Source organism: Pseudomonas fluorescens, assembly GCF_005938625.1.
Lineage (GTDB): Bacteria > Pseudomonadota > Gammaproteobacteria > Pseudomonadales > Pseudomonadaceae > Aquipseudomonas > Aquipseudomonas fluorescens_BD.
Genome location: NZ_VCNJ01000009.1, coordinates 16,153 through 35,912, shown reverse-complemented (window position 1 = coordinate 35,912; position 19,760 = coordinate 16,153). Strand labels below are relative to the sequence as shown.

The window sequence follows — 19,760 nt, the reverse complement described above, 5'->3', positions numbered from 1 at the left end:
GATCAGAAGAGTTTCAGTGGCTCTTCATTAAGCGCCGACAGTTGCTCACGCAGCGCCAACACCTGATCGCCCCAATACCGCTCGGTGCCGAACCACGGAAAGCTGTGCGGGAACGCCGGGTCGTCCCAGCGCCGCGCCAGCCAGGCGCTGTAATGCATCAGGCGCAAGGCGCGCAGCGGCTCGATCAGCGCCAGCTCACGCGGATCGAAATCGTGAAACTCGTTGTAGCCATCCATCAGTTCCGACAACTGCCCGAGGCATTCCTGACGATCCCCGGCGAGCATCATCCAGATGTCCTGCACCGCCGGGCCCATGCGGCAGTCGTCGAGGTCAACGATGTGGAACATCTCGTCGCGGCACATCATGTTGCCGGGGTGGCAGTCGCCGTGCATGCGGATATTCTGGTGCGGAGTGTTGGCGTAGGCATCTTCCACGCGCTTGAGCAGGTCGCGGGCGACGGACTCGTAGGCCGGCAGCAGGCTTTTCGGAATGAAGTTACCTTCGAGCAAGGTGTTCAGCGAGGCGTGGCCGAAGTTCTGTACGGCGAGGGCTTCACGGTGTTCAAACGGCTTGGTTGCGCCGACCGCGTGAATCCGCCCGAGCAACTGGCCCAGGCGATACAACTGATCAAGATTGCCCGGCTCCGGCGCCCGACCGCCGCGACGCGGGAACAGAGTGAAGCGGAAACCGGCATGCTCGTGCAGGGTTTCGCCGTTGTGGATCAGCGGCGCCACCACCGGGATTTCGACGTCGGCCAGCTCGAAGGTGAACTTGTGTTCTTCGAGAATGGCTTCGTTGGTCCAGCGCTGCGGGCGATAGAACTTGGCGATCAGCGGTTCGGAGTCTTCGATGCCGACCTGATAGACACGGTTTTCGTAGCTGTTGAGCGCCAGAATGCGCGCATCACTGAGGAAGCCAATGCTTTCAACGGCATCGAGCACGAGGTCGGGGGTGAGGGTTTCAAACGGGTGGGCCATGCTGACTCCTGCGCGCAGCAGGCTGCCGCGTCCGGCCCAGCATGGTAGCGCAGATGGCAGCGGGGGAGGTGGTTGGTGTCTGTGCTGACGCCATCGCTGGCAAGCCAGCTCCCACATTAGAAATGCGTTCCCTGTGGGAGCTGGCTTGCCAGCGATGAGGGCCTGTCAGGCGCCGACGATCCCGCCATCCTCCCGAGTAATCGCCATCACCGACGACCGCGGCTTGCCATTCGGCAAATGCTCAGGGAACGTCGAACCACCGTTCTCCCCCGGATGCTGAATGCCGACAAACAGGGTTTTCTGATCCGGCGAGAAGCTGATCCCCGTCACCTCGCAACCAATCGGCCCGACCATGAACCGGCGAATCTCACCGGTCTTTGGATCGGCGCAAAGCATCTGGTTGTTGCCCATCCCGGCAAAATCCCCAGCGTTGCTCGAATCGCCGTCGGTGAGAATCCACAAGCGCCCGGCCTTGTCGAAGCCCAGACCATCCGGGCTGTTGAACATGTTCTGCGGGGTGATGTTCTTCGAGCCACCTTTCGGCGTCCCGGCATGTACGCCCGGGTTGCCGGCGACCACAAACAGATCCCAGGCAAACGTCTTCGAAGCGTGATCATCGCGGTCGGTGCGCCAGCGCAGAATCTGCCCGTAGACGTTCTTCTCGCGCGGATTCGGCCCACCGACTGGCTGGCCGTCTTCGCCACGCTTGGCGTTGTTGGTCAGGGTGCAATAGACCTGGCCGTCCTTCGGACTGACGACGATCCATTCCGGGCGGTCCATGCGCGTTGCGCCGACTACGCTGGCGGCGAGGCGCGCATGGATCAGCACCTCGGCCTGATCGGCGAAACCGCTGCTGGCGTCGATGCCGTTCTTGCCGTGGGTCAGCTCGATCCACTGGCCCTGGCCTTTCGGGTGATCGGGGTTGCTGTCGCCGTTGTCGAATTTCGCCACGTACAGGGTGCCGTGATCGAGAATGTCGCGGTTGGCCTTGGCGTTGCGGTGGTTGATGCGGTCGCGGCTGACGAATTTGTAGATGAACTCGCCGCGTTCGTCGTCGCCCATGTACACCACGGCGCGACCGTCATCGGTCTCGGCCAAGGCGGCGTTTTCATGTTTGAAGCGGCCCAGCGCCGTACGTTTGACCGGGGTCGATTGCGGATCGAACGGATCGATCTCGACCACCCAGCCGTGACGGTTGAGTTCGTTGGGGTTTTTCGCCATGTCGAAGCGTGGGTCGTACGGGTGCCAATTTATTTCGCGGCTGGCGACCGAGACGCCGTAGCGCTTTTGCGCCGGGTCGAACTGCTGCTGGGCGTTGCTGCTGCCGAAGCAGTCGGTGAAGTTTTCTTCACAGGTCAGGTAAGTGCCCCACGGGGTTTTACCGTTGGCGCAGTTCTGGAAGGTGCCGAGGACTTTCTTGCCGTGTTTATCGGCGGCGGTCTTCATCAATTCGTGGCCAGCCGCCGGGCCGCTGATGCGCAGCGGCGAGTTGCCGTGAATGCGGCGGTTGTAACGCGAGCCTTGAACGAACTGCCACTGACCGTTCTTGCGCTGTACCTCGATCACCGACACGCCTTCGCAGGCCAGTGCCTTGCGCACGTCTTCGGCCGATTGCGGCATGCCGCCGTGCGGGTAGAGGTAGCGGTAGTTGGTGTATTCGTTGTTGATCGCCATCAACGCGCGGTTGCGATCATCGGGGAAGGCGAACAGGCTCATGCCGTCGTTGTTGTCGCCGAACTGCATTTCCTGTGCGGCCGCAGTGCCATTGCCGCTCGGATCGAAGGCCGGGCCGTTCTTCTGCAGGGGCTGACCCCAACTGATCAGCACTGAAGACTTGTAGCCTTTGGGCAGCGTGATGACGTCGGTGGTCGCCGCGGGAATGCTCTCGAAACCGAGCAGGCGGCTGTTGCCGGCGCTGACTCCGGTGGCCAGCGCGCTGCGGCTCAACAGACTGCCACCGAGGAACATCGCCGCGCCGCACAGCGCACCGGCGCCGATGAAACCGCGACGGCTGAGGCCGACCATTTTTTCCAGGTCAGTGGATTGGTTTTCTTCTAATAGGCTCACATCAGGCTCCCTGCTTGGTTTTGGCAGCTACCTTAATGAGCATCGATGACGCTTTCGTTGCAGCGTCTGATTACAGCGGCGTGCCGATCAGCACGTTGGACGGCGAAAACTGCACCTGCACCGGTTGTTCCACGCTCAATCCGCGCGTGCGCAAATCGAGCGGCTCAGCCAAGGCGCAGAGGGTATGGCCGTTGGGCAGGGTAATACGTACTTCGCTGGGGCCGTCCTCGGCGTCGAGAATCGCTTCGATGGTGCCCTTCAGAAGATTGTGACCAGACGTTGCAGGTTGCTCGTGTCCGAGCAATTCCAGCCAGCCGGCCTTGATCAGCGCCACTACTTCTGTGCCGGCTTGCAGCTCCAGATGCACGGTGCTGTCGTGGGTGATCTGCGCGTCGAGGCACAGCCCTTCGGCCAGTTCGAGGCGGATCAGGTCATTGCGCCCCTGCGCTTGGATCGCCACGACTTTGCCGTGCAACTGATTGCGCGCGCTGGTTCTGAGCATCAGGCGACCGAGCAGATCCAGATCGCTGGCATCTTCTGCCGCTTCCAGCACCTGCGCCTGCAAGGCCTGCAGTTTTTGGTACAGGCGCAAAACGCGTTCGCCTTCGCTGGAGAGTTTCGCACCGCCGCCACCCTTGCCACCGACGGCACGCTCGACCAATGGTTTTTGCGCCAGGTTGTTCAACTCATCGATGGCGTCCCACGCCGCTTTGTAGCTCAAGCCTGCGCTCTTCGCAGCGCGGGTGATCGAGCCTTGTTCGGCGATGTGTTGCAGCAGGGCGATACGCTGCGGACGGCGGACGATGTGCTGGGACAACAGGGAAGGCATGGACATGGGTGGATGCTTTTTTTGTGGCGGTGGACGTGGAAGTTGGCCGCTAGCGACGCGAGAGTCAAGCCCGACACAGAACCCTGTGGGAGCGAGCTTGCTCGCGAAAGCGGCGTCTCAGTCAACATTGATTTTGAATGTGCTGGCCCCTTCGCGAGCAAGCTCGCTCCCACAGGGGGTTGTGCAATATTCAGGCTCCGGGTTTTGGCGTGCGGGCCAGACAATAGACATCGACCCGCGCAGCGCCTGCGTTCATCAGCAACCGGGCCAGCGCCTGTGCGGTAGCGCCGGTGGTCAGCACATCATCAACCAACGCCAAATGCCGGCCTCGTACCTGCGCATCCGGCATGATCTCGAAGGCATCGCGCAGATTATGTTTACGCGCCTTGGCATCAAGATCCTGCTGGGCGTCGGTCTCCTTGATTCGCCGCAGAACCTGTTCTTCGCACGGCAGATCCAGCGACTGACTCAACCACCTCGCCAGCATCGCAGCCTGATTGAATCCCCGTTGACGCAGACGTTTACCCGCCAGCGGCACCGGCAACAACGCATCGGGTCTCGGCAAGCCTTCATCGAAACGATGTTGCAGGTATTCCCCGAGAACGTCGGCGAGCAAGTGGCCAAACGGCCATTTCGCGTTGTGTTTAAAGCGCGTAATCAAACTGTCGACCGGGAAGCCATACAACCACGGCACCACAACCTGTTCGAACGCCGGCGGCTCCAGCAGGCACTCGCCACAGGTCCCGCCCGCTGCGCTTAACGGCAAAGCGCAGGTGATGCACTGCTCGCCAAGCCAAGGCAAATCGGTTTCGCAGGCCACGCAGATTGGCATTTCTGCTTCTGCCGGCTCATCGCAAAGCAAGCAGTTCTGTACATTATTTAAACAGATGTAAACCTGTCCTTCGTATCGTGGTTGACAGCGCATGACTCTTCCTTAAATATGCCGAACATCCGTGTAGCGCCTGTGGGTATTCCGTTTCCCCAGTCGCGAGCCAAGCATAACCAAGGAATTACCCATGAGCGCGAGCACCACCGCCACCCTGCGTCACGACTGGTCTCTGGCCGAAGTCAGAGCACTCTTCGTACAGCCCTTCAACGACTTGCTGTTCCAGGCGCAAACGGTGCACCGCGCACATTTCAACGCCAACCGCGTTCAGGTTTCGACGCTGCTGTCGATCAAGACCGGCGCCTGCCCGGAAGACTGCAAGTACTGCCCGCAGTCCGGTCACTACAACACCGGCCTTGAAAAAGAAAAGCTGATGGAAGTGCAAAAGGTCCTCGAAGAGGCGGCACGCGCCAAGGCGATCGGTTCGACGCGTTTCTGCATGGGCGCGGCGTGGAAACACCCGTCGGCCAAAGACATGCCGTACGTGCTGAAAATGGTTGAAGGCGTGAAGGCCATGGGCCTGGAAACCTGCATGACCCTTGGCCGTCTCGATCAGGATCAGACCGAAGCACTGGCCAAGGCCGGGCTCGATTACTACAACCACAACCTCGACACGTCGCCTGAGTTCTACGGCAGCATCATCACCACCCGTACCTACAGCGAGCGTCTGCAAACGCTGGCCTACGTGCGTGAGTCGGGGATGAAGATCTGCTCCGGCGGCATTCTCGGCATGGGCGAGTCGCTGGATGACCGCGCCAATCTGCTGATCCAGTTGGCCAACCTGCCGGAGCATCCGGAATCGGTGCCGATCAACATGCTGGTGAAAGTCGCCGGCACGCCGCTGGAAAACGCCGAAGACATCGACCCGTTCGACTTCATCCGCATGCTCGCCGTGGCGCGTATCCTGATGCCGCAATCCCACGTGCGCCTGTCCGCCGGCCGCGAAGCGATGAACGAGCAGATGCAGGCCCTCGCATTCTTCGCCGGTGCCAACTCGATTTTCTACGGCGACAAGTTGCTGACCACCGCCAACCCGCAGGCGGACAAGGACATGCAACTGTTTGCGCGCCTGGGCATTCAGCCGGAAGCCCGTGAAGAGCATGCCGATGAGGTTCACCAGGCTGCGATCGAGCAGGCATTGGTTGAGCAGAAGAGCAACGAGCAGTTCTACAATGCTGCCGTCTGATCGCCATACGGATTCCATGTAGGAGCTGCCGAAGTCTGCGATCTTTTGATCTTGTCTTTTAAAAAACAACATCAAAAGATCGCAGCCTTCGGCAGCTCCTACACAGTCATTTTTCAGATGTGAGGCCTGCATGTCTTTCGATCTCGCCGCACGCCTTGCTGCCCGTCGTGCCGAAAACCTCTATCGCCAGCGACCGCTGCTCGAGTCCCCGCAGGGGCCGCAAGTGGTGGTCGACGGCAAACCGCTGCTCGCGTTCTGCAACAACGATTACCTCGGCCTGGCCAATCATCCGCAAGTGATCGAAGCCTGGCGCTCCGGTGCTGAACGCTGGGGCGTCGGTGGCGGTGCGTCGCATCTGGTGATCGGCCACAGCGGCCCGCATCACGAACTGGAAGAGGCACTGGCCGATCTCACCGGGCGTCCGCGTGCGCTGCTGTTCACCACCGGCTACATGGCCAATCTAGGCGCAGTCACAGCGCTGGTCGGGCAGGGCGATACGGTGCTGGAAGATCGCCTCAATCATGCTTCGCTGTTGGATGCGGGTCTGTTATCCGGCGCGCGTTTCAATCGCTATCTGCACAACGACGCGGTGAGTCTGGCCAAGCGCCTGGAGAAAGCCATCGGCAACACGTTGGTGGTCACCGACGGTGTGTTCAGCATGGACGGCGACCTCGCGGATCTGCCGGCGCTGGCCCGTGAAGCCAAGGCCAAAGGTGCTTGGTTGATGGTTGATGATGCTCACGGTTTCGGGCCGCTGGGTGCGAATGGCGGCGGGATTGTCGAGCATTTCGGTTTGAGTCAGGAGGATGTGCCGGTGCTGGTCGGCACCCTCGGCAAAGCCTTCGGTACGGCTGGCGCTTTCGTCGCGGGCAGCGAAGAGCTGATCGAAAGCCTGATCCAGTTCGCCCGGCCGTACATCTACACCACCAGCCAGCCACCGGCGCTGGCCTGTGCGACGCTGAAAAGTCTCGATTTACTGCGCAGTGAACACTGGCGCCGCGAGCACTTGCAGACGCTGATCCGCCAGTTCCGTCGGGGTGCCGAGCAGATCGGCCTGGAGCTGATGGACAGCTTCACGCCGATTCAGCCGATCATGATTGGCGATGCCGGGCGCGCGGTGCGGCTGTCACAGATGTTGCGCGAGCGCGGATTGATGGTCACCGCGATCCGCCCGCCGACCGTGCCCGCCGGCAGCGCCCGCTTGCGCGTGACCCTTACCGCCGCCCACAGCGAGGCGCAGGTGCAGCTATTGTTAGAGGGACTGGCCGATTGCTTTGCCCAACTGTCGTCGGAGCCAAGCCATGCGTGATCGCCTGATTCTGCTGCCCGGCTGGGGCCTCGGCGTGTCGCCCATGGAGCCTTTGGCTGCGGCGTTGCAAGGGCTCGACGAACATCTGAAAGTGGAAGTCGAGCCGCTGCCGCAGTTGGATTCCAGCGATCCGCAAGACTGGCTCGACGAACTCGATGAACGTATTCCCCACGACGTGTGGCTCGGTGGCTGGTCGCTGGGCGGCATGCTTGCGTCCGAATTGGCCGCACGTCGGGGTGAACATTGCTGCGGCTTGCTGACGCTGGCGAGCAATCCTTCTTTTGTCGCTCAAGAACAATGGCCGAATGCGATGCCCGGCGAGACCTTCGATGCGTTCCTTGCCGGGTGCCAGGCCGATCCGCGTATGACTCTCAAGCGTTTCTCGTTGCTGTGTGCTCAAGGTGCGCAAGATCCGCGCGGATTGTCGCGGCTGATGCTCGGCGGCGCGCCGCAGACGGCGCCCGCTGTGTTGATGGCGGGACTGGAACTGCTCGCGCAACTGGACACCCGTGAAGCATTGCAGGCGTTTCGTGGCCCGCAATTTCATCTGTTCGCCGGACAGGACGCTCTGGTCCCGGCGGAAGCGGCGGGGGGGTTGTTCGCGCTGTTGCCGGATATTGAAATAGGTCTGATCGAACAGGCCTGTCATGCGTTTCTTCTGGAAGAGCCCCACGGACTGGCGGGCGCTATCCAGGCTTTTTTACATGAGTGCGGTGATGACTGATTTGTCTCTTGTGCTGCCTGGCGCCTTGCCTGACAAGCGTCAGGTCGCAGCCTCTTTTTCTCGTGCAGCGGCCAGTTACGACAGCGTCGCCGAGTTGCAACGTGATGTCGGTACACAATTGCTGCAGCGGTTGCCGCAGGAATTTGTACCGGCGCGTTGGCTGGATCTGGGCTGTGGCACGGGTTATTTCACCCGAGCGCTGGCCTCGCGTTTTGTTGAGAGCCACGGTTTGGCGCTGGATATCGCTGAAGGCATGCTTGAGCATGCGCGGCCGTTGGGCGGTGCCGAGCATTTCATCGCTGGCGATGCGGAGCGGCTGCCGCTGCAGGATTCGACCTGCGACCTGATTTTCTCCAGCCTCGCGGTGCAGTGGTGTGCGGATTTCGAAGGGGTGCTCAGCGAAGCCTTCCGCGCGCTGAAACCAGGCGGGGTTTTTGCGTTTGCTAGTCTTTGTGTAGGGACGTTGTTTGAATTGCGTGATAGCTGGCGGCAGGTCGATGGGCTGGTGCACGTCAACCGCTTCCGCGAGTTCTCCCGTTATGAGCAATTGTGTGCGGCCAGTGGCTTGCGCACGTTGAGTCTGGAGAATCAGCCTCACGTGTTGCACTACCCGGATGTGCGCAGTCTCACCCATGAATTGAAAGCCTTGGGTGCGCACAATCTGAATCCGGGGCGGCCGGGCGGTTTGACCGGGCGCGCGCGGATTCTCGGGCTGGTCGAAGCTTACGAGCAGTTCCGTCAGGCGTCGGGGTTGCCGGCGACTTATCAGGTGGTCTACGCCGTGTTGGAGAAACCCGTATGAGCGCAGCCTATTTCATCACCGGAACGGACACTGATGTCGGCAAGACCACGGTTGCCGCAGGGTTGCTGCATGCAGCGCGTTCGGCCGGGCTGAGCACAGCGGCGGGCAAACCGGTGGCGTCCGGGTGCGAAGTGACGCCGAAGGGATTGCGCAATGCCGACGCGTTGGCGCTGCTGGCCGAATGCTCGTTGCCGCTGAGTTATCAACAGGTCAATCCGGTGGCGTTCGAGCCGGCGATTGCTCCGCATCTGGCGGCGCGAGAAGCGGGTGTGTCCTTGACCGTGCAATCGCTGCTGGCGCCGATGCGCGAGATTCTGGCGATGAATGCCGATTTCACTCTGATCGAAGGCGCGGGTGGTTGGCGGGTGCCATTGGCAGATCAGGATAATTTGTCGGATCTGGCGATTGCGCTGAAGTTGCCGGTGATTCTGGTGGTGGGCGTGCGGCTGGGTTGCATCAGTCATGCCTTGTTGACGGCCGAGGCGATTGCTCGCGATGGGCTGCAATTGGCAGGTTGGGTGGCGAATATCATCGATCCGAAGACGTCGCGGCTGGAAGAAAACCTCGCGACATTGGCCGAGCGAATTCCGGCGCCGTGTCTGGGGCGCGTGCCTAAACTCAAGACCTTGAGCGCGGAAACGGTGGCGGATCATTTGCAACTGGATCTGCTTGACTAAGTTTTTCTCTATGAGCAGGCACTGTGCCATTAGTGTTTTTGACGGGTGTTTTTCTGGCGCCTCTGCTTCAATGGCGTCATTGATCCTTTCCAAGGATGAGAACCGTTATGGAAATCTCCGGTAACACTGCTTTTTATGCAGGTCTGAGCTCGATTCAGAGCGGGCAGAACCGCGTCGATCAGGCTGCCAGCCAAATTGCCAACAACACCATTGAACGTTCGGTCACCAGCCAATCTTCGGAGGCACAGGTTGATCGTCTGCGTGGTGTCGATCGCAGTCAGCAAATGGACTTGGGTAGCGACATGGTTCAGATGGCCCAAGGTAAATTCCAAGTGGAACTGGGGGTGAAAGTCGCTAAGGCATCCGACGAAGTGCTGGGTACGATCATCGACACCTTCGCCTGATTTTTTCGTAATCTGCATCTTGAACGCCGCGCCTTGTCGCGGCGTTTTTCGTTGTAAGTCCTTCTCCCTCAACTAATCTTTTTCCAGCGCCCGTGACTCGTTCGAGTTCATGGCGGTTTGCTGCGTCCGCTGTTTGAACGATATGGGGACGAACGGCAAAACTTCGATGCTTGACAAGATTTCGGCGTAAACGTATGTTTCAAACAACTGTTTGACCGTCACAACAAATCAACGCGGTCGTTCATTCCCGGTTACATCAGCAGAGGTTTATCGCTATGCCTGACTACAAGGCCCCCTTGCGTGATATTCGCTTCGTTCGTGACGAACTGCTCGGCTACGAAGCGCACTATCAGAGCCTTCCGGCTTGCGCAGACGCAACTCCGGACATGGTTGACGCCATTCTCGAAGAAGGCGCCAAGTTTTGTGAGCAGGTACTGGCACCGCTGAACCGCGTGGGCGACCTCGAAGGTTGCACCTGGAGCGAGTCCGGCGTGAAAACCCCGACGGGCTTCAAAGAGGCTTACAAGCAATTCGTCGAAGGCGGCTGGCCGAGCCTGGCGCACGACGTCGAGCACGGCGGCCAAGGCCTGCCTGAGTCGCTGGGTCTGGCCGTGAGCGAAATGGTTGGCGAAGCCAACTGGTCGTGGGGCATGTACCCAGGCCTGTCGCACGGCGCGATGAACACCATCTCCGAGCACGGCACCCCAGAGCAGCAAGAAGCCTATCTGACCAAACTGGTCTCCGGCGAATGGACCGGCACCATGTGCCTGACCGAGCCGCACTGCGGCACCGACCTGGGCATGTTGCGCACCAAGGCCGAACCTCAGGCTGATGGTTCCTACAAAGTCTCCGGCACCAAGATCTTCATCTCGGCCGGTGAACACGACATGGCCGACAACATCGTCCACATCGTGCTGGCTCGCCTGCCGGACGCTCCGGCTGGCACCAAAGGCATCTCGCTGTTCATCGTTCCGAAGTTCATGCCGAATGCTGATGGCACCGTCGGTGCACGCAACGCTGTGACTTGCGGTTCGCTGGAACACAAGATGGGCATCCACGGCAACGCGACCTGTGTGATGAACTTCGACGGTGCTACCGGTTACCTGATCGGCCCGGCGAACAAAGGCCTGAACTGCATGTTCACCTTTATGAACACCGCACGTCTGGGTACTGCGCTGCAAGGTCTGGCCCATGCCGAAATCGGTTTCCAGGGCGGCCTAAAATACGCTCGCGATCGTCTGCAAATGCGCTCGCTAACTGGCCCGAAAGCGCCGGAAAAAGCCGCTGACCCGATCATCGTGCACCCTGACGTACGTCGCATGCTGTTGACCATGAAGGCTTTCGCCGAAGGTAACCGTGCGATGGTGTACTTCACCGCCAAACAGGTCGACATCGTCAAATACGGCGTCGATGAAGAAGAGAAGAAGAAAGCCGACGCACTGCTGGCCTTCATGACCCCGATCGCCAAAGCGTTCATGACCGAAGTCGGTTTCGAATCCGCCAACCACGGCGTACAGATCTACGGTGGCCACGGCTTCATCGCCGAGTGGGGCATGGAGCAGAACGTTCGCGACAGCCGCATTTCGATGCTGTACGAAGGCACCACCGGTATCCAGGCACTCGACCTGCTGGGCCGTAAAGTGCTGATGACTCAAGGCGAAGCCCTGAAAGGCTTCACCAAGATCGTCCACAAGTTCTGCCAGAACAACGAAGGCAACGAAGCCGTTGCAGAATTCGTCGCACCGCTGGCGGCAATCAACAAGGAATGGGGCGAGCTGACCATGAAGGTCGGTATGGCGGCCATGAAAGATCGCGAAGAAGTCGGCGCGGCCTCCGTGGATTACCTGATGTACTCCGGTTATGCCTGCCTGGCTTACTTCTGGGCAGACATGGCGCGTCTGGCAGCTGAAAAGCTCGCAGAAGGCACCGGCGACGCGGCGTTCTACACCGCCAAGCTGCAAACCGCGCGTTTCTACTTCCAGCGCATCCTGCCCCGTACCCGTACCCACGTGGCCACCATGCTGTCGGGCGCCAACAACCTGATGGACATGAAAGAGGAAGACTTCGCACTGGGCTACTAAGTCCTAACGTTGTCGATTGAAAAAAACCGCTGCTCCTTCGGGGGCGGCGGTTTTTTTTGCGCTGGATTTATCCCCAACACTGGGGACGTTTCCCCAGCAGAAACGGTGAGCTGACAGCGCGCAGTCCTAGCGTTTATTGATTCAAAATGTTTCTCGGAACGCTGGCCAATTAATTGCACTGCGCACATTAACCGGCGCAAACGAGACAGCCAGTCCTGTTCCACGACACCTCTCGCCCGGCGAACTCATAACAACAACGTCAGGGTGAAGCCTATGAACATCTGTCGACTTGTCGAGTTAGTCCTCGCACTTGCAACCCTCAGTGCCATGGCGGCAGATCCGGCAGAGGTGGATCCGCCCGTGCCGGAGGTGCCAAGCCTGCAGTCCTTGCGCGGCATGGTGCCGCCCGATCCCTCTGGAACCGAGGGCGGCCGCAAAGTCGACTTGATGACCGACTACGTACTCAATCGCTCCGCCGCGATCCTGCTCGGCAAGGCGCTGTTCTGGGACATGGAAGTCGGCAGCGATGGCGCCACGGCATGCGCATCTTGTCACTATCACGCCGGCGTCGATCATCGCATCACCAACCAGCTCAACCCCGGCCAGGCGCACACCAACGCCAACGTCGCCTCGATCTTCAACAAACCCTTTGTAGCATCGGACATCCCCGGTGACGTGGCGTCCTACGCGACACTATCTGGTGGCAAGGGCGGGCCGAACTACACGCTGAAGAAAACCGATTTCCCGACCCACGTGCTGAGCAATCCACTGGAGCGCAACTCACCGATCGTCTATTCGAGCGACGATGTCGTCGGCTCCCAAGGCGTATTCGATGCCAACTTCGTCAAACCGAATCAGCCACGTTTCGACAAATGCACCCAGCAACCGGACGGCATCTTCCAGGTCGGCGGCATCAATGTACGTCGCAGCACCGGGCGGAATGCGCCGTCGGTGATCAACGCTGCGTTCAATGTGCGCAACTTCTGGGATGGCCGGGCCAACAACGTGTTCAACGGTTTCTCGCCGTTCGGCAATCGCGATCCCGATGCAGGGATTTACGTGACCGCCGAGCGCAGCACCGTGGCAAGCAAAGTCCGGCTGGCGCTCAACGATGCTTCCGCCGCGTCGCAAGCTGTGGGCCCGCCGGGTAGCGGGGTGGAAATGTCCTGTGGCGGCCGTACCTTCGCCGACATCGGCCGGCGCATGCTCGATCAACTGATGCTCAAACAACAGCGGATATCTTCCAACGACTCCGTGCTGGCATCAGTATCCGGCGCGCGGCGTCCGACCTATCGCGAACTGATCAAAAACGCCTTCCAGCCACGCCTGTGGAACGCCACGCAAAACGTGCTGGTGGGTGGTGCGCCGTACACGCAAATGGAAGCCAATTTTCCGTTGTTCTTCGGGCTGGCGATTCAGATGTACGAATCCACCCTGATTTCTGATCAGGCGCCAATCGATGCCTATCTGCAAGGCGACTCAACCGCCATGAATGCGCAGCAGGTCCAAGGCATGAACCTGTTTCTCGGCAAAGGTAAATGTGTGAACTGCCATGGCGGCGCGGAGCTGACCAATGCCGCCAGCCGCCTGCTGATGCATCCACGTGAGCGCATTGAACGCATGGTCATGGCCGATAACCTCACCACCCTCTACGACAACGGTTTCTACAACACGGGTGTACGTCCGACTTCCGAAGATCTGGCCCTCGGTGGCTCGGATGCCTGGGGCAACCCATGGTCGTTCAGCCGTCAGTACAACAAGGTGTTGCAGGGCGCCAGCATTCCCGATCCGCTGGACATCGATGTCTGCACCTTCGAAGCGCCACTCAGCGCAGCGATTCCGTGCGACGCGACGCTCAAACCCAACGTCAACTTCCGCGATTCGGTCGATGGCGCATTCAAGACGCCGACGCTGCGCAACATAGCGCTGACCGGGCCGTACTTCCACAACGGCAGCCGCGCCACGCTCAAGCAAGTGATGGAGTTCTACAACCGCGGCGGTGATCGCCGTGGTGAAGACGCCAACAACACCAGCGGTTTCGAACACCCTTCGGCGAATCAGCACAACACCTCGAACCTCGATCCGGACATGACCAACCTCAATCTGACGCCTGAAGAAATCGACGCACTGGTGAAATTCATGGAAGTCGGCCTGACCGATCCGCGCGTGGCTTGGGAGCGGGCGCCGTTCGATCATCCATCACTGGTTATCCCACAAGGCCATATCGGTGATGAAAACGCCGTAACCCAAAGGCCCGCCAGCCCGAAAGTTACCACTCGGCAAGCGGCGGATGCTTCGCTCAATCTCAAGCCTTACGGCGCTGAGGGGCGGAGTCCGGCGGAGGGGCCACTGTTGCCGTTCTACAACGATCTCTGAGGGGGATTTTCCAGCCTGGCCACCAGTCATGATGGCCAGCGCGGCGGATCGGGCAAAAAACTTGGCAAATCGCTCAGATAGTCAGCTTTTCTGCCGTTAAAGAGACTGCGTGTGATCTGGATCACATTGTGTGTGCTTAACTGCACGCATTGCAGGCACAATGCCATCTCTTTGCCATGACGGGTCGGAGCTTTACCCTTGCCGCGTTCTTCCGCTGTACGTTTCAGCCATTTCCTACCTTCACTGCTGTTGTTACTCGCGGGGTTGGCGGCTGCGTACGTCAAAGACCTCAGTGTGTTCTTCACTTCGCTGTTCAACGTGTTGCCGACGTTGGTGCTGTTGTTGGGCGGCGCGTATTGCGCGGTTTACCGCCGACAGCGCGAACTGTTTCTGATGCTCACGGTGTACATCGCCTACTTCTTGCTCGACACCCAGACCGACTATTACCGCGACAACGGCAAGGTGCGCGAAGACGCCGCGGTGGTGTTCCACCTCGTCTGTTTATTGCTGCCGTTGTTGTTTGGGCTGTTTGCGGCGTGGCAGGAGCGCACGCATCTGTTTCAGGACATGGTTGCGCGCTTCGCCGTGTTGCTGGCTTTTGGCAGTGTGGCATTGGGCCTGGAGCAAAGTTATCCCCAGGCGTTGCTGATCTGGCTGTCGGAAATCCGCTGGCCTGCGCTGCACGGCGCGTGGATGAGCCTTATCCAGCTGTCCTATCCGGTGTTTATTTCGGCGTTCCTGCTGCTGGCTTGGCAATACTGGCGCAATCCGCGCCCATTGCATGCGGCGCAACTGGTCGGTTTGCTCGGCGTGTTCTGGATGCTGCCGAAAACCTTCATCCTGCCGTTTACCCTGAATATCATGTGCAGTCAGGTGATGTTGATGATCGCCGCTGCAGTTGCGCACGAGGCTTATCAAATGGCCTTCCGTGACGAACTGACCGGTCTGCCGGGCCGTCGCGCACTCAACGAGCGCATGCAGCGCCTCGGCCGCAACTATGTACTGGCGATGAGCGACGTTGACCACTTCAAGAAATTCAACGACACCCACGGCCACGATGTCGGTGACCAAGTGCTGCGTCTGGTGGCCAGCAAACTGTCGAAAATCAGCGGTGGCGGTAGGGCGTATCGCTATGGCGGTGAGGAATTCGCCCTGGTGTTTGCAGGCAAAACCCTTGAAGAGTGCATGCCGCATCTTGAAGTGATCCGCGAGTCGATTGCTTCCTACAGCATTCAGCTGCGTAATCAGGAGAACCGCCCGCAGGATGACCAACAGGGTCGTCAGCGTCGTGCCGGCTCGGGTGCCTCCAGCGTATCGGTGACGGTGAGCATCGGCGTCGCTGAACGAGTGGAGCAGCGCAATCCGGAACAAGTGCTGAAATCCGCCGACGAAGCGCTCTACGCGGCTAAAGGCGCAGGACGTAACTGCGTGGTCGCATTCGGCCAGAACCGCCGCGGCGCGGTGCGCATGGACACGGCCGCAGGTTGAGTGATGACGGCGCATTCAGCGTCTGCACAGTGATTGTTTGGCGCAGTGGCCGGCAGTAGGTTGAGGCAATCTGCTGACGGAGAAGCCACCATGCCTGAGTACAAAGCCCCGCTGCGCGACATGCGCTTTCTGATCGATCACGTCTTCGACTTCCACGGCAACTACGCCGCCCTCGGCGCGCACGACGCCAGCCCGGACATGATTAACGCGATCCTCGAAGAGGGCGCGAAGTTCTGCGAGAACGTTCTGGCGCCGCTCAATCGTAGCGGTGACGAAGAAGGCTGCCATTTCGACAACGGTGTGGTGACAACGCCTACAGGCTTCAAGCAAGCCTTCGCACAATACGTCGAGGGCGGCTGGCACGGTCTGGCTGCAGACCCGACCTATGGCGGCCAGGGCCTGCCAAGTTCGCTGGGGCTGGTGATCAGCGAAATGGTCGGCTCCAGCAACACGTCTTGGGGCATGTACCCAGGACTGACTCACGGCGCGATGTCGGCGATCCATGCCCACGGCAGCGCTGAGCAAAAAGAAACCTACCTGAGCAAACTCACCGCCGGCCAGTGGACCGGCACCATGTGCCTGACCGAAGCCCATTGCGGCACCGACCTGGGCATTATCAAGACCCGCGCCGTGCCTCAGGCCGACGGTAGCTACGCGGTCACCGGCAGCAAGATTTTCATCTCCGCCGGCGAGCACGACATGAGCGACAACATCATTCATCTGGTGTTGGCCAAACTGCCGGACGCGCCGGCCGGGACTAAGGGCATCTCGCTGTTTATCGTGCCGAAGTTCTTGCCGAATACGGCAGGCGAGGCGGGCGAGCGCAACGGCGTGTCCTGCGGTTCGATCGAACACAAGATGGGTATCAAGGCTTCGGCCACTTGCGTGTTGAACTTCGACGGCGCCAAGGGCTATCTGATCGGCGAGGCGAACAAAGGCCTGAACTGCATGTTCACCATGATGAACCATGCGCGCCTCGGCACCGGCATGCAGGGGTTGTGTCTGGGCGAGGCGAGCTTTCAGGGCGCGATCAAATACGCCAACGACCGCTTGCAGATGCGCTCGCTGACCGGTGCCAAAGCCCCGGACAAAGCGGCCGACCCAATCATCGTCCACCCGGACGTGCGGCGCATGTTGCTGACCATGAAAGCTTTCAACGAAGGCAACCGCGCGCTGACCTATTTCACCGCACAGTTGCTCGATGTCGCGCATCTGAGCAGCGATGCCGACGCGCGTCAGGAGGCCGAAGATCTATTGGCCTTCCTCACGCCGATCTGCAAGGCCTTCATGACCGATACCGGGCTGGAAGTGACCAACCTCGGCATGCAGGTGTTCGGTGGTCATGGCTTCATTCGTGAATGGGGCATGGAGCAACTGGTGCGCGACTGTCGGATCGCTCCGATCTACGAGGGTACCAACGGCATTCAGGCGCTGGATTTGCTGGGTCGCAAGGTGCTGGGCAGTCAGGGCAAATTGCTGCGCGGCTTTACCAAGATCGTCCATAAGTTCTGCGCGGCCAACGCTGAGCACCCGCAAATGGGCAGTTTCGTTGCGCAGCTCAATGAGCTGAACCAGCAGTGGGGCGACCTGACCATGAAGGTCGGCATGGCGGCGATGAAGAACCCGGATGAAGTGGGCGCGGCGTCGGTGGATTATCTGATGTACAGCGGTTACATCATTCTCGGTTATCTGTGGTTGCGCATGGCATTGGTGGCGCAGGCGCAACTGGAGGCGGGCGAGGGCGAGGCGGATTACCTGCGCGGGAAGTTGGCGACGTGCGAGTTTTACTTCAAGCGTTTGTTGCCGCGTACGGCGGCGCATCGGGCGGCGATCGAGGCGGGGAGTGATTGCCTGATGAAACTGCCTGCGGAGTTGTTTGCACTTTAGTAAAGATCAAAAGATCGTCCGATCGCGGCACGAGCCTTCGGCAGCTCCTACACGGGATCTAATTTCTCTGTAGGAACTGCCGAAGGCTGTGATCTTTTTGTGGTGACTAAAAATAACAAAACAGTCACCGGTTGACCCTATGTGTCGCAAAAGTTGTTGAGGTACACTCCGGCTCAACGAAAACACCATTCCACGAATCACCTGTTTAGATCTTGCGAGGTTTGCCATGGCTGACTACAAAGCGCCGCTGCGCGATATGCGCTTCGTCCTCAATGAAGTGTTCGAAGTCGCCAAACTCTGGGCTGAACTGCCAGCACTGGCCGAGACCGTCGACGCCGAAACCGTTGAAGCCATTCTCGAAGAGGCCGGCAAGGTCACCAGCAAAAGCATCGCGCCGCTGAGCCGTGCGGCTGACGAAGAAGGTTGCCACTGGGCCGACGGCGCCGTCACCACTCCCGCCGGTTTCCCACAGGCTTATCAGACTTACGCTGAAGGTGGTTGGGTCGGCGTTGGCGGTGACCCCGAGTACGGCGGCATGGGCATGCCCAAAGCCGTGTCGGCGCAGGTTGAAGAAATGGTCAACTCCGCCAGCCTGTCGTTCGGTCTGTACCCGATGCTGACCGCCGGTGCTTGCCTGTCGATCAATGCCCACGCCAGCGAAGAGCTGAAAGCCGCGTACCTGCCGAACATGTATGCAGGCGTCTGGGCCGGTTCGATGTGTCTGACCGAGCCGCACGCCGGCACCGACCTGGGGATCATCCGCACCAAGGCCGAGCCTCAGGCCGACGGTTCCTACAAAGTCAGCGGCACCAAGATCTTCATCACCGGCGGCGAACACGACCTCACCGAAAACATCATCCACCTGGTGCTGGCGAAATTGCCGGACGCCCCGGCGGGTCCGAAAGGCATTTCGCTGTTCCTCGTGCCGAAGTTCATGGTCAATACCGACGGCAGCCTCGGCGCGCGCAACCCGGCGAACTGCGGTTCGATTGAACACAAAATGGGCATCCAGGCATCCGCGACCTGCGTGATGAACTTCGACGAAGCCGTGGGTTATCTGGTCGGCGAGCCGAACAAAGGCCTGGCCGCGATGTTCACCATGATGAACTACGAGCGTCTGGGCGTCGGTATTCAAGGCCTGGCGACCGGCGAGCGTTCGTATCAGAACGCTGTCGAATACGCCCGCGACCGTCTGCAAAGCCGTTCGCCGACCGGTGCGCAGAACAAAGACAAAGTCGCTGACCCGATCATCGTCCACCCGGACGTGCGGCGCATGCTGCTGACCATGAAAGCCTCGAACGAGGGCGGCCGTGCGTTCTCCACTTACGTGGCGATGCAACTCGACACCGCCAAGTTCAGCGAAGACGCCACCACCCGCAAACGTGCTGAAGATCTGGTCGCGTTGCTGACGCCAGTGGCCAAGGCATTCCTCACTGATCTGGGTCTGGAAACCACCGTGCACGGCCAGCAGATTTTCGGCGGCCACGGATATATCCGCGAGTGGGGTCAGGAGCAACTGGTGCGTGACGTGCGCATCACGCAAATCTACGAAGGCACCAACGGCATTCAGGCGCTGGACCTGGTCGGGCGCAAGATCGTCGGCAGCGGCGGCGCGTTCTACCAATTGTTCGCCGACGAGATCCGCCACTTCACCGCAACTGCCAGCGCCGATCTGGGCGAATTCACCAAGCCGCTGAACGATGCCGTCGGCACCCTCGACGAGCTGACCTCGTGGTTGCTGGATCGGGCGAAAAACAATCCGAACGAAATCGGCGCGGCCTCGGTCGAATATCTGCAAGCGTTTGGATACGTTTCCTACGCCTACATGTGGGCATTGATGGCAAAAGCTTCGCTGGGCAAAGAAGAGCAAGATGATTTCTATGCCAGCAAACTGGGCACTGCGCGCTTTTACTTCGCCCGTCTGCTGCCGCGTATTCACTCGTTGAGCGCGTCGGTGAAGGCCGGTAGCGAGTCGCTGTTCCTGCTGGATGCCGCACAATTCTGATGCGATAGCGTCATGTAAGCATTCTCTTACATGACGTGCTGCTGTTCTCCCATATGCGTAGA

Annotated in this window: 15 protein-coding genes; 11 read left to right on the top strand and 4 right to left on the bottom strand. The window is 60.0% G+C overall.

Features of this window, described 5'->3' with window-relative positions; genetic code table 11:
* Positions 1 to 2: 2 nt before the first annotated feature.
* The 4 genes from FGA82_RS08035 to FGA82_RS08020 all read right to left on the bottom strand — a co-directional run bounded on the left by FGA82_RS08035 (position 3) and on the right by FGA82_RS08020 (position 4,798).
* Entirely contained in the window at positions 3 to 977 is a 975-nt protein-coding gene (locus FGA82_RS08035; RefSeq protein WP_016983182.1) for a serine/threonine protein kinase, read from the bottom strand.
* A gap of 165 nt (positions 978 to 1,142) precedes the next feature.
* Positions 1,143 to 3,044: a PhoX family protein gene (locus tag FGA82_RS08030; protein WP_141126671.1), complete on the bottom strand. Its 1,902-nt coding sequence runs from the start codon at positions 3,042 to 3,044 to the stop codon at positions 1,143 to 1,145.
* Positions 3,045 to 3,114: 70 nt separating this feature from the next.
* Positions 3,115 to 3,879 (bottom strand): TOBE domain-containing protein, encoded by a 765-nt coding sequence (locus tag FGA82_RS08025; RefSeq protein ID WP_141126670.1) that lies wholly within the window; start codon positions 3,877 to 3,879, stop codon positions 3,115 to 3,117.
* 184 nt (positions 3,880 to 4,063) lie between these two features.
* The gene (locus FGA82_RS08020) at positions 4,064 to 4,798 is read right to left on the bottom strand and encodes a ComF family protein (RefSeq protein ID WP_141126669.1); all 735 of its coding nucleotides are present in this window, start codon (positions 4,796 to 4,798) and stop codon (positions 4,064 to 4,066) included.
* 91 nt (positions 4,799 to 4,889) lie between these two features.
* On the opposite strand from FGA82_RS08020, the gene bioB reads away from it, so the two are divergent.
* The 11 genes from bioB (at position 4,890) to FGA82_RS07965 (ending at position 19,698) form a co-directional block, all read left to right on the top strand.
* The gene (bioB, locus tag FGA82_RS08015) at positions 4,890 to 5,945 is read left to right on the top strand and encodes a biotin synthase BioB (RefSeq protein ID WP_141126668.1); all 1,056 of its coding nucleotides are present in this window, start codon (positions 4,890 to 4,892) and stop codon (positions 5,943 to 5,945) included.
* A 130-nt stretch (positions 5,946 to 6,075) separates the two neighbouring features.
* Positions 6,076 to 7,254 carry an 8-amino-7-oxononanoate synthase gene (gene bioF / locus FGA82_RS08010; RefSeq protein ID WP_141126667.1) on the top strand — a complete coding sequence of 393 codons (1,179 nt, stop codon included), beginning with the start codon at positions 6,076 to 6,078 and terminating at the stop codon, positions 7,252 to 7,254.
* Entirely contained in the window at positions 7,247 to 7,978 is a 732-nt protein-coding gene (locus FGA82_RS08005) for an alpha/beta fold hydrolase (RefSeq protein ID WP_141126666.1), read from the top strand. Before bioF ends, FGA82_RS08005 begins: the two co-directional genes overlap by 8 nt.
* Positions 7,971 to 8,780 carry a malonyl-ACP O-methyltransferase BioC gene (gene bioC / locus FGA82_RS08000; protein WP_141126665.1) on the top strand — a complete coding sequence of 270 codons (810 nt, stop codon included), beginning with the start codon at positions 7,971 to 7,973 and terminating at the stop codon, positions 8,778 to 8,780. Before FGA82_RS08005 ends, bioC begins: the two co-directional genes overlap by 8 nt.
* Positions 8,777 to 9,457: a dethiobiotin synthase gene (gene bioD, locus FGA82_RS07995; protein WP_141126664.1), complete on the top strand. Its 681-nt coding sequence runs from the start codon at positions 8,777 to 8,779 to the stop codon at positions 9,455 to 9,457. The genes bioC and bioD overlap by 4 nt, the downstream gene beginning before the upstream one ends.
* Positions 9,458 to 9,564: 107 nt before the next feature.
* Positions 9,565 to 9,861, top strand: coding sequence for a hypothetical protein (locus FGA82_RS07990; protein ID WP_016983171.1), 297 nt, complete (start codon positions 9,565 to 9,567; stop codon positions 9,859 to 9,861).
* A 275-nt stretch (positions 9,862 to 10,136) separates the two neighbouring features.
* Entirely contained in the window at positions 10,137 to 11,942 is a 1,806-nt protein-coding gene (locus tag FGA82_RS07985; protein ID WP_122660119.1) for a phenylacyl-CoA dehydrogenase, read from the top strand.
* A 273-nt stretch (positions 11,943 to 12,215) separates the two neighbouring features.
* Positions 12,216 to 14,318 carry a cytochrome-c peroxidase gene (locus FGA82_RS07980; RefSeq protein ID WP_141126663.1) on the top strand — a complete coding sequence of 701 codons (2,103 nt, stop codon included), beginning with the start codon at positions 12,216 to 12,218 and terminating at the stop codon, positions 14,316 to 14,318.
* A gap of 198 nt (positions 14,319 to 14,516) precedes the next feature.
* Positions 14,517 to 15,806 (top strand): GGDEF domain-containing protein, encoded by a 1,290-nt coding sequence (locus FGA82_RS07975; RefSeq protein WP_077574791.1) that lies wholly within the window; start codon positions 14,517 to 14,519, stop codon positions 15,804 to 15,806.
* A gap of 90 nt (positions 15,807 to 15,896) precedes the next feature.
* Positions 15,897 to 17,693 (top strand): acyl-CoA dehydrogenase C-terminal domain-containing protein, encoded by a 1,797-nt coding sequence (locus FGA82_RS07970; RefSeq protein ID WP_141126662.1) that lies wholly within the window; start codon positions 15,897 to 15,899, stop codon positions 17,691 to 17,693.
* Between the two features lie 226 nt (positions 17,694 to 17,919).
* Positions 17,920 to 19,698, top strand: a complete 1,779-nt coding sequence (locus FGA82_RS07965; RefSeq protein ID WP_141126661.1) for an acyl-CoA dehydrogenase C-terminal domain-containing protein — start codon at positions 17,920 to 17,922, stop codon at positions 19,696 to 19,698.
* Positions 19,699 to 19,760 lie beyond the last annotated feature (62 nt).